13 protein-coding genes are annotated in these 12,765 nt (G+C 66.5%); 4 read left to right on the forward strand and 9 right to left on the reverse strand.

Annotated features, from left to right (window positions below; translation table 11 throughout):
- The first annotated feature begins 49 nt into the window (after window positions 1-49).
- Both K6V06_RS03815 and K6V06_RS03820 read left to right on the forward strand, forming a co-directional pair.
- Entirely contained in the window at window positions 50-712 is a 663-nt protein-coding gene (locus K6V06_RS03815) for a hypothetical protein (protein ID WP_222240237.1), read from the forward strand.
- Between the two features lie 225 nt (window positions 713-937).
- Entirely contained in the window at window positions 938-1,996 is a 1,059-nt protein-coding gene (locus tag K6V06_RS03820; protein ID WP_222240238.1) for a porin, read from the forward strand.
- A gap of 195 nt (window positions 1,997-2,191) precedes the next feature.
- Here K6V06_RS03820 and K6V06_RS03825 read toward each other — a convergent pair whose 3' ends face one another.
- The gene (locus K6V06_RS03825) at window positions 2,192-2,581 is read right to left on the reverse strand and encodes a glyoxalase superfamily protein (protein WP_222240239.1); all 390 of its coding nucleotides are present in this window, start codon (window positions 2,579-2,581) and stop codon (window positions 2,192-2,194) included.
- 181 nt (window positions 2,582-2,762) lie between these two features.
- Here K6V06_RS03825 and K6V06_RS03830 point away from each other — a divergent pair, with 181 nt between their 5' ends.
- The gene (locus tag K6V06_RS03830; protein WP_222240240.1) at window positions 2,763-3,176 is read left to right on the forward strand and encodes a hypothetical protein; all 414 of its coding nucleotides are present in this window, start codon (window positions 2,763-2,765) and stop codon (window positions 3,174-3,176) included.
- 96 nt (window positions 3,177-3,272) lie between these two features.
- Here K6V06_RS03830 and K6V06_RS03835 read toward each other — a convergent pair whose 3' ends face one another.
- The 4 genes from K6V06_RS03835 to K6V06_RS03850 all read right to left on the reverse strand — a co-directional run bounded on the left by K6V06_RS03835 (window position 3,273) and on the right by K6V06_RS03850 (window position 7,245).
- Entirely contained in the window at window positions 3,273-3,638 is a 366-nt protein-coding gene (locus K6V06_RS03835; protein WP_222240241.1) for a hypothetical protein, read from the reverse strand.
- 80 nt (window positions 3,639-3,718) lie between these two features.
- Window positions 3,719-4,927 (reverse strand): BON domain-containing protein, encoded by a 1,209-nt coding sequence (locus tag K6V06_RS03840; RefSeq protein ID WP_255581568.1) that lies wholly within the window; start codon window positions 4,925-4,927, stop codon window positions 3,719-3,721.
- A gap of 367 nt (window positions 4,928-5,294) precedes the next feature.
- The gene (locus K6V06_RS03845) at window positions 5,295-6,293 is read right to left on the reverse strand and encodes a class I SAM-dependent methyltransferase (protein WP_255581569.1); all 999 of its coding nucleotides are present in this window, start codon (window positions 6,291-6,293) and stop codon (window positions 5,295-5,297) included.
- A 631-nt stretch (window positions 6,294-6,924) separates the two neighbouring features.
- Window positions 6,925-7,245 (reverse strand): hypothetical protein, encoded by a 321-nt coding sequence (locus K6V06_RS03850; RefSeq protein WP_222240242.1) that lies wholly within the window; start codon window positions 7,243-7,245, stop codon window positions 6,925-6,927.
- Window positions 7,246-7,714: 469 nt separating this feature from the next.
- Here K6V06_RS03850 and K6V06_RS03855 point away from each other — a divergent pair, with 469 nt between their 5' ends.
- A complete protein-coding gene (locus K6V06_RS03855; protein WP_222240243.1) occupies window positions 7,715-8,068 on the forward strand; it encodes a hypothetical protein in 354 nt (117 codons plus the stop codon).
- A gap of 121 nt (window positions 8,069-8,189) precedes the next feature.
- Here the strand turns inward: K6V06_RS03855 and K6V06_RS03860 are convergent, their stop codons facing one another.
- The 4 genes from K6V06_RS03860 to K6V06_RS03875 all read right to left on the reverse strand — a co-directional run bounded on the left by K6V06_RS03860 (window position 8,190) and on the right by K6V06_RS03875 (window position 12,676).
- Window positions 8,190-10,343, reverse strand: coding sequence for a TonB-dependent siderophore receptor (locus tag K6V06_RS03860; protein ID WP_222240244.1), 2,154 nt, complete (start codon window positions 10,341-10,343; stop codon window positions 8,190-8,192).
- A gap of 259 nt (window positions 10,344-10,602) precedes the next feature.
- The gene (locus tag K6V06_RS03865; protein WP_222240245.1) at window positions 10,603-10,794 is read right to left on the reverse strand and encodes a hypothetical protein; all 192 of its coding nucleotides are present in this window, start codon (window positions 10,792-10,794) and stop codon (window positions 10,603-10,605) included.
- Window positions 10,791-11,975 carry a PepSY domain-containing protein gene (locus tag K6V06_RS03870; RefSeq protein ID WP_222240246.1) on the reverse strand — a complete coding sequence of 395 codons (1,185 nt, stop codon included), beginning with the start codon at window positions 11,973-11,975 and terminating at the stop codon, window positions 10,791-10,793. Before K6V06_RS03870 ends, K6V06_RS03865 begins: the two co-directional genes overlap by 4 nt.
- A 179-nt stretch (window positions 11,976-12,154) precedes the next feature.
- Window positions 12,155-12,676 carry a response regulator transcription factor gene (locus tag K6V06_RS03875; RefSeq protein ID WP_222240327.1) on the reverse strand — a complete coding sequence of 174 codons (522 nt, stop codon included), beginning with the start codon at window positions 12,674-12,676 and terminating at the stop codon, window positions 12,155-12,157.
- Window positions 12,677-12,765 lie beyond the last annotated feature (89 nt).

The following is a 12,765-nucleotide window of genomic DNA, read 5'->3' on the forward strand; positions in this document are numbered from 1 at the left end:
CGGCCGCTCTGCCCTTGCCGTCCTTGCCGTCCTTGCCCTCCTTGCAGCCGTGCTGCCGGCATCGGCCTTCGCCGCACGACCGCTGGTCACCGACGACGCCCGCATCGTCGATCCGAAGGCGTGCCAGCTGGAGACATGGCTGCGCTTCAACCGCGGAGGCACCGAACGCTGGGCGCTGCCCGGCTGCAACTTCACCGGCAACCTGGAGATCACGGCGGGCGGTTCGGTCCAGCGTGTCGGCGACGACCTCGCCCTGACCGATGCGGTGCTGCAGGCCAAGACCGTGCTCCATCCTGTCGAGCCCAACGATTACGGCGTCGCGCTGACCGTCGGCGTGACCGAAGAGCCGAAGGCCGAGCGCCGCACCACCCCCGGCTCGGTATTCGCCTACCTCCCCGTAACGGTTTCCCTGCGGGATGACCACACGCTGCTGCACGCGAACCTCGGCGTGACCCGCAGCCGCACCGAAGGCACCACGCGCATGACATGGGGCGTGGCCGCGGAGAACGTGGTGACCCACCGCCTGGCGCTGATTGCGGAAACCTATGGTGAGAACCGCGGCAATCCCTGGTATCAGCTCGGGCTGCGCCTGTGGCTGGTGCCGCAGCGGGTGCAACTCGATGCAACCTATGGCAGCCGCCTTGGCGATCAGCGCGATGCCCGCTTCGTCTCGCTCGGCCTGCGGCTGCTCTCGCCGCCCTTCCTTCCCTGATCCGCTCTCGCCCTTGCCACCCTTTCAGGGGCAGGGCAAGCCGCTTTCTTTTTGCGTTGCACCAATGCAACGGACCGGAAAGCGGATTAGTAGTTACCCGAGGATGTCACAAAAGGTAACCATTATTGGCCCCGTCTTCACCGGCGGGCGTTCACGGTCCAGCCTGCGCCGCATGGCCGGTGACAGATGGAATGTCTCCCGTTACCAATCAAAAGAGATAACACCGTGAAGAAAGCCCTTCTCGCCATGGCCGCCACTGCGGCATGTGCTTCCTCCGGCGCAGCGTTCGCCCAAACCAATGTCACGCTGTACGGTATCGTCGATGCCGGTCTGGAATTCGCCACCAACGCGCCGAACGACGCCGGCGGCGACAACGTCTTCCGCATGAACTCGGGCAACCTGTCGGGCTCCCGCTGGGGCCTGAAGGGCACCGAGGACCTGGGCAACGGCCTGAAGGGTATCTTCGTGCTGGAAAGCGGCTTCGACATCGACACCGGCCGCTCGGCACAAGGCAGCCGCCTGTTCGGCCGCAACGCCTATGTCGGTCTGCAAGGCAACTTCGGCGCCGTCACGCTCGGCCGCCAGCAGAACGCCCTGTACGACCTGTTCGGCGCCTATGACCCGATGGCTGTCGGCCCGCGCTACTCGCTGAACAGCGTCGACTCCGCCTTCAACGGCCGGGCCGACAACATGATCAAGTACCGCGGCAAGTTCGGCGGCCTGACCGCCATGGCCTTCTACAGCTTTGGCCGCGACAACAACGGCGAAGTCCCGGGCGAAGCCAAGGTTGCCCGCAACATCGGTGCTGGCCTGTCGTACTCGGCCGGCGCCTTCTCGATCGGCACCGCCTACGACCAGTACCAGGGCGCCACGGTTGCACTGGCAGACCGTGCTTCGAAGCGTTGGGCCTTCGGCTCCTCGCTGGCCCTGGGCAACGCCAAGCTGTTCGCGGGCTACCGCTGGATGCGTGACGACGGCGTGGGCAGCGCTACCGCCGCCTCGACCCGCAGCAACCTGTACTGGACCGGCGCCAGCTACAAGTTCACCCCGGCCTTCAGCCTGACCGGCGCGGCCTACTACCACGACAGCAAGAACAGCGGCGCCGATCCGTGGATGTTCGTGGTGTCGGCCGACTACTCGCTGTCCAAGCGTACCGACGTGTACCTGAACGCTGGGTACGTTCGCAACAAGGACGGCTCGGAGCTGGGCCTGAGCGGCGTGGGCACGGCCCAGGCTGGCGAAAACCAGACCGGCGTGACTGTCGGCCTGCGTCACCGCTTCTGATAGAAGCATCGGCTGGCCCACGTGACGGGCAAGCCGCGCGCCGTGCCGGGAAACCGGCGCGGCGTGCGCGAACCTTCATATCGACCTTGTCTTCTTCATGGGTGCAAGGACGTTGGGCCGGTCACTTCGACCGGCCCTTTTTTCTTGGCCCCACGCCGGCTGTCGCCCTTCGCCCTGCCACGGCGCCCAAGCCCGTCACCGGCGCGCTGGCTCGGAAGCCGGCTCCGGCTCCAGCTCGCAAAAGCGCAGCCGGTTGCCGAAGGGGTCCGCCACTTCCATCACCTTTCCCCACGGCACCTCCTCGACGCCAGGCCGGGCATACCGGTAGCGCTTGCTCGCCAGCTCCTGCTGGAACGCATCGATACCCGTCACCGGCACGAATACCACCCCGCCCGGCGTGCTGTCGCCATGGTGCTCGCTCAGGTGCAACACCAGTTCCGAGCGCCGAATCTGCGCGTAACGCGGCAAATCGGCTTCGAATTGATGTTCCCAGTCGAGGGTGAAGCCGAGAAAGTCCAGATAGAAGTCGCTCGCCTGCTGCCAGGCGAAGACGCGCAATACGGGAATGGCGGGGGCCAGGTGCATATCGGTTCTCGGGTCTTGTCTTGCGGCGGGGGTCGGCCTGGAAGCCACTCCTGATGATCTCGTGGCCCGTGCGCAACGCCAACCTTGTTGCTCCGGATTCTCACCGATTTTCCCTTGCATCCGCGCCAATACTGTATATCCTTACAGGTACTGTACGTCCATACAGTTACGGGAGTCAGCGATGGAAAACCGACTTGAGGACCTGATCGATCTCCACGGCAATTACGACCGGATGGTACTGCGCTGGCTGTGCCACCACGTCGGCGTTCCCAGGCTGGGCCGCGCTGCCGCCGAACTGTCGCGCCGGCCGCAGGGCGGCAAACCGGACCTCGTCGCCGTCTGCAGGAAGCTTGGAGTGCGCCCGCTCGGCCGGATGGCCGGCACGGGCAGCAAACCCTCCTCCAGCCGCAAGGCCAGGGACCGGACCGTGGGCGACCGGTATCTCGCTCGCATCCGGCAGATCCTGGACGCCCCGAAGGGCGAGTCACCTGCGGGCGGCCAGCACAAGCCGGCCCGGGACGACCGCAACGCAAAGGAAGGCAGCGCGGCGCCGGTGCGGCAGGGATCGTTGCCCTTTGCGGCAACCCCGGCTTAGCCGCCGGCTTGCTCCATCTCCCCGGCTGGCGGGAGGGGCGCTGGGGAGGGGGGTGGCCGGGATGAGCGCAACAACCGGAATGGCAGGGATATCGCCCTACGCCAGCGGATCGTTGCGCGGTGGCCGCTCCTCGCGCTCGTCGGTGCGGTCGGCGCGGTCCGAAGGCATATCCGCCGGTATGCCCTCGGCCGCATCGGCGATCCGCTCGCCGATCTGCTCCTCGGGCAGGATCGACTCCGTCCGGTTGTCCATCGGATAGTCCTGCTCCGCCTCGGGCAGCCCTTCCACGTTCATGTCCGAGTCGATCGGCTCGATTTCGGCGGCCGGATCCAGCGTGCTCGGGATCGCGCCCGCTTCGCGCACGATCTCGCGCTCGCGTTCCAGATCCTCGTCTCCCGTTTCGTCCGGCGTGTCCTTCGCGACAACCGAGTCTGGATCGACATTGTTCGACTGCTCTTTCATTTGGGCTCCGTCAAATAGAAGAAGGGTTGGACCCGGCGCAGCAGCCGCGCTGGTGCGCCGGTCGTTTCCGCTGCCAAAGTTCAGGTCGAGCGCTCCGTCGGCTTGGTACTGCCGCCATAGGGATCGGTGCCGCGGGGTACCTCCCCGGCGCCGACTTCCATGCCGCCCGCGTAGCTGCTGGCAGTACTGCCGGTATTCGCGCCCGCCGAGCTGACGCCGCTGATATGCGAGTCGTCCGGCCGGGTCTCATGGCTCACCCCGAGTTGCGGCACCTTGCCGCCGCTGCGGGATCCTTCCCGGTCCACCCGGATCTGGTTCTCCACTTCGGTGACACCGAAGGTGTCATCGGCCAGATCCTCGATGTAGAACTTCTGCTGGCGATCGCGCACCGTGCCGCTGAGCGTCACCACTCCCTCGCGCACCTTCACCTCGACATGTTCGACGTCGAGGCGATGATCGTGCGCGAGCCGTTCGCACAGGTCCTCCTGGATCCGCTCGTCGCTGCGTCGATACCCCTTGGGTGCCACGCGCCGGCTTCCGGTACCGGGGCTGCTCTGCCCCCATTGGGAGCGCATCGGCGAGCTGGTGAACTGCTCGTAGGACGCGTCACGGCCGTGCGGCTGTCCATAGCCGGACCGGTTCCAGTCGTCGCCAGCCCAGCCGGCCACGCGGCCGCCCGCACCCGGGCGCTCCGATTCCGGATAGCGCCCGCCAGCGTCAGTCCAGCGCGAACTGGCGGCCCGGCGCTGCATGTTGTCCTGCATGGCGCCGCCCATGCCTTCGCCTTCCTGCTGCCAGGACTGCGCATCGAGCTGTCCGACATCCGAGATGCCGTAGGCATCGGCCATCCGCTCGCGCGCCTGCGGATCGTCCGGCTCATAACGGTCACGCCAGGGCGTGCGCGATTGATCGGGGAACGGTCCGCCGCCGAAACGCTCGCCGCGGTGCTGCCGCGGGTCCGGACGGTCCCAGCCGCCGCGCGGCGTCCCGCGGTCGCCGCGCATCACCTCCCGCGTGGAGGGGAAGGTGCCGTACGGGTTGTCGCCCATCGGCTCCTCATAGGTGTTGCCATAGCGGCCCTCGCCGAAGCGACCGGCGCCATACCCGCCCTCGGCGCGGCGACCCTGGCCGAAGGCCTCGTCGTAATCGGCATGACCGCGCCGGCCCCAGCCTTGCCCGCGCGTGGTCGGCCCGCGTTCCTGGAATTCACCCGGCCCGTCGTTGCGATCTTCACCACTGTAGGGTTGCCGGTAGTCCCATACCCGGCGGCTTGTCCTGTCTTCGTTCATGGTTGCCTCCGTTGTAAGAAATGCAAGACGCGGCGGAGCAATTCGCAACGGCGCGCGCAGAGCGGCCAAGGCGATATGCCGCCGCTTGGCGACGTCCATGCAACGCAATTTCCATTCCGTCGAGGGATTTGTGCGCGAAGAGACAGTTCAACCATACCGGGCCCGGTAGGCTGTTTCTGCGCGGGAGGACTGACCGCTCGCCCGCGTTTGACGCCTCTCCCGTTCCCCGGTGGAGAGGCGTCCTTTCTCTGCCGCAGGAAATCGGCAAGAGGGCTGACGAAGGCGGGAAGACAGGCCGGCGACTCGGGTGAGCACCGGCCTTTTGCAGTTGGGACAGGCTAGCCTGCGGCGACGTCCGCCGCGATTGTCATAGCGGTTTGCGCGCGACGCAGAACAGGCTCAGCGCCGCGGCCGGCGAGTTCGGATCGATACCGGAGAGCCGCTGCGCAAGGCGGATTTTCAGAGGCGGCCGCCCCATCGTGCCGGTCATCACCTCCCTGCCGACATAGTGGCTGTGCGGATAGATCTGGATGTCGAAGCCCAGCGGACGCAGCGTCGAATTCACCAGCTCGCGCGTGAGCCCGTCACCGGGGCGGTGGTGCAGCTCGGTGGCCAGCGCCCAGATCTGTTCGTCGTCCGCCGCGGTATGGCCGCCGCGCTTGAGCCAGCGGTAGATCGGCAGACGCATGCGCCAGGCCAGCAGCGCAATGCCGCGGAAGTCCCAGGCCGACTGCTGCGGATCGTGGTCGAGGATCAGATAACCGCCCGGACGAACGAGGCGCGCCGCCTCGATCAGCGCGCGGCGCATATCGTCCAGGTGGTGCAGCGATCCGTTGATCGCGACCACGTCGGCGATGCCCGAGCGCAGCGGCATGTCGTGTCCATCCGCGCGCAGCGGCACATAGCCGACGCTTGCCGCTCGCTCCAGACTGCCGGTCGCGATGTCCACGCCGATGGCGATGAGCGGTTTGCCGCCCAGCGTCGCCAGCAGGTTGCCCGGACCGCAGCCAACGTCCACCAGCACCTTGCCGTCCAGTGTTCCCAGCACCCCAAGCCAGCGATCGCGCAGCTCCGGGTAACGGTGCACGAAGGCGAGCCAGTCATCCATCCAGCGCGGATGGCTGAAGTAATGCGCGTTGGCGTGCATCCCTTCGGTAAACCACGGAATCGCGCTTTCCGGATAGGTGCCGTCGTGCACCTTGGCGTCCGGTTTCAGATACGGCCGCAGCCGCTCCATATAGCCCTCCTGTCGCGCCGCGCCCTTGCGTGCGGCAGAGGACGTCTCTCGACGGGCCGGTCCACGTTGGGAGGCGTCGGCGTCGGGGGGTGGCGAAACAGCAGGGTTGGTCAGCAGTGCGTCGTTCATTATTGGGTCCCGGGTGAAACGCAGGGCGCGCCGCCGTCGCGGGCGGAACCGGCGTCAGGTACAGGTATGCATCACGACGGGCAGTCCGCGCTGAAGATTCGGACTGCGCCGCGCCAGGAACGCAAAGAGAGGCCGAGCCGATGCGTGCCGGCCGGCTTGCCCTACTTTGCGCGATCGAACAAATGGCGGCAGCATGCGCCGAAGACGAGTCCTGACCCGGTGGACCTTGCCGAGGCTCTTCCTTTCCCCCGGATGGGAGCCTTGGTACATAGCGCGCGTGCACATCCAATAACGGTGTCCCATAGTGGATGACACTGCGACCGATGCAGCGCCGCCAACCATGGAACTACCCCTGATGGAATCTAGGCAGCGGATGTTGCAAGCGCAAATGATTTGGAAGGCGGTTTGTTATTCAGCGCACACAAGAAAATGCCCCCGCGGGCGTTACTGCGGCGTGAAATCGGGACGGAAAGGGAGTTAGGTAAGGGAAAGTGGCGGGATAGAGATCGGAAGAAGGGAGACCGTGACGCCGGGCAGAATGGAGCAGTCGTGCACTGCAACATGTTCTTCGACTCGACGCAAAGGCCCGCCAGCAGGGCCGGCGGGCGCCCTTCAGCCAGCCCCGGGGCGGTCATTTCCCCTTGGCATCCGAGGCGGGATATCCATAGCTCTGCGCCGCCGATCCGGTGCGATTGCTGCTGGAGTTCGACTGTTTCCCGCTGCTGCTTCGGCTGCCGCTGCCCTTGGTTGCGTCATGCTGGCGGCTCCCCGCCTGCGCCTTGTCCGGGCCGGTACCGGTGGTCGGCGCATGCCTGGTGGGGCCCGGCGCGACATCCGAAGCGGCGGTACCCGGTGCACGATCGCTTCCCGCGGCGGTTCCGGTTCCGGATGTCTGCGACCAGGCGGGAGTGGTCAGCAGGATGGCAGTGACCAATGTGGCAATGCGTTTCATGGCAGTCTCCTTTTGATTGTCGGTAAGGCCGCCGGTGGTCGGCAGCGTGCCAGAAGTGTCCCAGGACGGAACTGCCGCGCCCGCGCAACTTCCGTGCCGCACGCGGCGTCACTCTTGCCGGCCAGCGCCACGGCATCGTCCCGAGAGGCGTGCAGGTAGCCGCGATCGATTCGGCTACCGACCGGAATGCCGGCGCCGCTGCCCCCGCCAACTGCAGTCGAGAGGCCCGCACATTTCTACATCGTCACGTAAGGATTGCAGCAGCGGTGGAGAGGGGCCGCATGCGTTGTCCAGGGCACTGGTGCCCAAGCGGCCCGAGGCGTCGTCCGATTCCTACATGCGTTTCAGGCATCGCCCCCGTGAGGCGATTGGGTGGCCGCACCTATCGTTACATCAACGGGCCACGTTCCGCAGCCACACCCGGTACAGCTGCTGCCCGCCAATACCTTGTCAATGGAAGGAGTCAACGATGAAGCGAATCCTCAGCACGACCGCACTCGCGCTGTGCGCGGCCCTGAGCCTTCCCGCCGTCGCCCAGCAGGCGCCGCCCGCCAACAACGCCCCGAACCCGAGCGCTCCGCCGGCCGAGGGTAACCCACCGGCAAGCCGCAGCACCACGCCGTCCGCCACTGGCAGCAGCATGGGCGGCAGCAGTTCCGGCTCGACCAGCGCCACCAGCGGCAGCAAGAGCAAGAAGAGCGACAGCAATACGCACCGCAGCAAGAAGCCGCGCGAGCAAGGCATGCCGGCTTCGCCGACGCCGGATTCGCCGAACGCCCCCAAGGGCGATTCACCGAGCCCGGCCACCGGTACCAAGCAGTAACCGCGGCCCTGCAACACCAAGCAAGAACACCACGGCCCGCGCTGCCCGATCCAGGGCACGCGGGCCGTGTGCGTGGTGGTCCGGCATTGTTGCCGCCGCCGCGGCGACAGCGCGGTCCATCTCACCAGCGATAGGTTGCCGTCGCCAGCACGTTGCGCCGATAGCCGTAGTAGCAGGTCGTCGCGCTGCCGCACTGGCCGACATATTCCTTGTCGAACAGATTGGTGGCATTCAGCGACAGGCGCCAATGCGCGTCGAGCGTGTAGTGAAGGGCGGCATCCGCCAGCCATACCGAGGGCACCTTGAAGGTATTGCCCGCATCTCCCCACGACGATCCCACATAACGGGCTCCCGCGCCCAGACCGAGCCCGCGCAGCCATCCTGCCCGCACGGTGTAATCCAGCCACAGCGCCGCGGTGTGCTGTGGCCGGTTGGTCGGCGTCTTGTGCAGGTCCGCGCCGTTGCTGCGCGTCACCTCCAGGTTCATCAGCGTATAGGAGCCGAGGGCCTTCCAGCCGTTGCCGAGATCCATCGCGCCCTCCAGCTCGAAGCCGCGTGAACGCACTTCGCCGGTCTGCACCTGGAAGCGCGGGTTGGCCGGGTCCGCGGTCAGCACGTTCTGTTGCCGCAGGTCGTACACGGCGGCAGTCACGAAGCTGTTGCTCCCCGATGGCTGGAACTTGATGCCGAGCTCGGCCTGCTTGCCGGTGGTGGGCTCGAACGGCGTGCCGACGGCATTGGTGCCCGCTTGCGGCTGGAACGAGGTCGAGTAGCTCAAGTAGGGCGCGAGGCCGAACGGCCCCTGGTACATGAGACCGAGGCGATAGGTCAGATCGTGCTGGTCGATCGGCGTGCTGGTCGCCGTGGAGGCTGCGCCAGCCACGCGCGTCGTGGTCGTGTCCGAGCTTGCCCAGTCCTTGCGCAGACCGGCGACGAAGATCAGCCGCTCCGCCAGCTTCATCTGGTCCTGGAAATAGAGGCCCAGTTGCCGCTGCGTCTGTTCCGCGATGGTGCGCGAGGTGATCGGATTGATGCTGGAGCCGTAGACCGGATTGAACGGATCGATCAGGCCCCTGCCCGTGCTACCGACGGTGCCGAAGCCCTGGCTGTCGTCGAACTTGCCGTACTGGTAGTCGACGCCGAACAGCATCTTGTGCCGCACCGCGCCGGTCGCGAAGTCGGCCTGCAGCTGCGTATCGACCCCGACGGTGTCCAGCTTGCCGGTGGATTCGAGCGATCCGCGACGCAACTGCTGCTGCGCCGGCGTATCCCAGCCCACTGCATAGACGCCGGTATAGGTCAGGTCCGCATGCGAATAGCGCAGGTTCTGGCGGACCAGGAAGGTGTCGTTGAAGCGATGCTCGAAGGCGTATCCCACCGCATAGGACTCGCGATCGAACTTGTTGAAGTTGGGCTCGCCAGTGAAGAAGGAAGTCGAGATCCTGCGTCCACCCACGGTCGGGATGATGGTGCCTTCGCGCGGCAGGAAGTTGATCGCGGTACCCTGCCGGTCACGCTGATAGTGGGTCAGTAGCGTGAAGGTCGTGTCGGCCGAGGGACGGAAGGTCAGCGCCGGCGCAATGAAAATGCGGTCGTCCTTCGCATGGTCGGTCTGCGTATCGCTGTCGCGCAGCAGCCCGGTCAGCCGATACAGCACCGTCCTGTTTTCATCGACCGCACCGCTCAGGTCGAAGCCGGCCTGCTTGCGATCGTGCGAGCCGTATTGCAGCGTGATCTCGCGCAGCGTCTCCTCGCTCGGGCGCTTGCTGACCAGATTGATGAGGCCGCCCGGCGCATTGGCACCGTACAGCACCGAGCTGGGACCGCGCAGCAGCTCCACCCGCTCCAGGCCATACGGATCGATGCGCGGCATCAGGTAGCCCGATGCGTAGTAGTTGATGTAGAGGCCGTCCTGATACTGGCGCGCCGTAAAGCCGCGAATGACCGGCTTGTCGTAGCGGCTCTCCACCACGTTGTCGCCCACCACGCCCGCGGAATAGGCGAACGCCTCGGACACCGTGGTAACGGCCCGATCCTCCATCTGTTCGCGGCCGATCACGGAGATGGACTGCGGCGTCTCGTTCAGCGGGGTATCGGTCTTGGTTGCGGTCGCGCTGCGACGCGCGACATAACCGCCAACCGGGCCGCTGGCGGTTTCCGCCGACGCCGCGCGCACCGTCACTTCCGGCAGCTGGGCCTGGCTGGCGCCCGGCGTCGCTGCGGGGCCGGCCTGCTGTCCAGGCTGCGCCTGAACGGAAGCCGAGAGGGCAAACAATGCCCATACTGCCCGCCGGATATCGGTCCGGCGGCAGGCTGACACCCGCTTCATATGACTCCCCTTTTTTCTTGTCGAGACGCCGGATCAGCACCGGCCAGATCGCAAACGCGAATACGAATGCGAACGATTCTCGATTATTATGGAGAAGTGACGTGAAGTGCAATACGCCTGGCGACGCCAGCGACAGGAAAACAACGCCTTTGCGCGTTACGCGCCGGCTCGGATGGCGATGCCATCCCCGACATGGCGCGGGACGCTATCGCCGCGCAGCGGGGGAACGGCGGCCGGCATGCCACAACGCAACGGCGGTCATGGTGCCCAGCGCGACCCAGGACATCCAGTCCCAGAGGCCATCGGCGAACAGCGCCGATGCCAGGCCGACGACGCCGAGTCCGGCAAGCACGATCGGCATGCCGTAAATCCACAGGAACGTGCCTGGCTTTTTCATCTGGTCAGTTCCTCCTCGCGCGCCGGCATCGGCTCGCGGGCCGGGCGATGCGCCGGTTCGCCCTGCGCTTCCAGCAGCCGCAGCCTCGCGTTTGCCGTGCGGGTCCGGCCGACCCAGAGGTAGATGCCGCTCGCGAGCAGGACGATGCAAATCACGTCCAGCACGGCCCACAGCAGCTTCAACGGCATCCCGCCATAGTCGCCGAAATGCAGGGGTCCCGAGATGCGCAGCGCCGCCACGTACCAGGGCATCTCGCGCGCCGCCGCGAACTGTCCGGTCTCGGCGTCGACCAGTACCGGCTTGATCAGGCGGGACGTGATATGGGCGTCCCCTCGCATGAAGACCGCGTAATGTCGCGCGCCCGCGAGCGGGGTGCCCGGGAAGGCGATGAAGGCGGTGGTCATGGCAGGCTCCCGGGCGGCGGCCAGCGCGATCGCGGCGTCCAGGGACGACAGGTGTTCGGCCGGACCCAACGGTGCGAAGGGCGCCAGCATGGCGCGCAGTTCGGTCGATTGCCAGACCCCGTATGTCGGTTTGGCAAGCGTCAGCAAGACGCCGGTCACGCCGACCACCAGCACCCATGACAGCGTCGCCATGCCGAGCACGTTATGCAGGTCCAGCCATTTGAGCCGGGCAGAACGGTCGCGCCGCACGGTGCCGAACGGCAGCTTCTGCATCAGAGGACCGTAGACGACGATGCCCGAGACGATCGAGATGACGAACAGCAGCCCCATCGCGCCAAGGAACAGCGTTCCCGGCAGCCCCGCGAACAGGTCGGTATGCAGCTTGACCATCACGAGCATGAAGCCGGAACGCAGCGGCGTGTCGCGCAGCAGTTCGCCGGTGCGCGCGTCGTAGGTCAGTAGCGCCCCGCCCTCGCGCGGCGCGGTGCGGGATGACAGCGACACAAACCAGACCGGCTCCTCGTCGTCCCGGGTGACGAAACGCACCGCGGTACCCGGCCGGCGCGCCCGCGCATCCTCGACGATATGGTCCACCGGCACCATTGCCGTGCCGGCCGGCAGCGCTGGCGCCTCGACGCCGTTGCCGAGCCAGTGGTCGATCTCATGCCCGAAGATCAGCGGCAAGCCGGTCAGGCAGAGCAACAGCAGAAAGACCGTGCAGACCAGGCTCGTCCACTTGTGGACGAGATACCAGAGGCGAAAGGTGCGGATTTCCATGGGCAAGAGGGACGGCCGCAATCGCGACATGGGTGTGCCCGTTGCCCCGGAGCCCCCGCTCGACGGCCCTGGCCGCCAGCGGCCCCTGCCAGCAGTGGTCACATTGCGAATGATTCGCATTCTATACGGAGAAGACGGCTCCGTATGCAGTGCAATGACCTTGCCGGTGCCCGTTTCGTCTATTTGATCCGCTGCTTCTCGAGCTTGCGCGCCAGCGTGCGCCGATGCATGCCCAGCCGGCGCGCCGTCTCGGAAATATTGAACCCGGTCGCCGCCAGCGTTTCATGGATATGTTCCCACTCCAGCGTCTTGATCGAGGTCGGCCGTCCGGTCACCTCGACATCGACATCCCCCGCCGCGCGGTCGAAGGCGGCCTCGATATCGTCGGTCGTGGACGGCTTGGCCAGGTAGTGGCAGGCGCCCAGCTTGATCGCCTCCACCGCCGTGGCGATGCTGGCATAGCCGGTCAGCACCACGATCAGCATCTGGTCGTCATGCGCGTGCAGCGCCTGCACGCACGCCAGGCCGGAAGCCTCCCCCTTGAGCTTCAGGTCGACCACGGCATAGCCGGGCGAATGCTCGTGCAGCAGCTCGTTGACCCCTTCGAGGCTGGTGGCGTGGATCACCGTGTAGCCGCGCCGCTCGAAGGAGCGCCGCAGCGTGCGGGCGAACGCCGCATCGTCCTCGACCAGCAGCAGCACGCGCGATTGCGCGGCGGCGTTGGCCGCGGCATCGGCTGCCGAAGCGGTGACCGAAGCGGTGACCGAAGCGGTGACCGAAGTGGTGGCCG

Origin of the sequence: Cupriavidus sp. AU9028 (genome assembly GCF_019795295.1) — a bacterium.
Taxonomy (GTDB): domain Bacteria; phylum Pseudomonadota; class Gammaproteobacteria; order Burkholderiales; family Burkholderiaceae; genus Cupriavidus.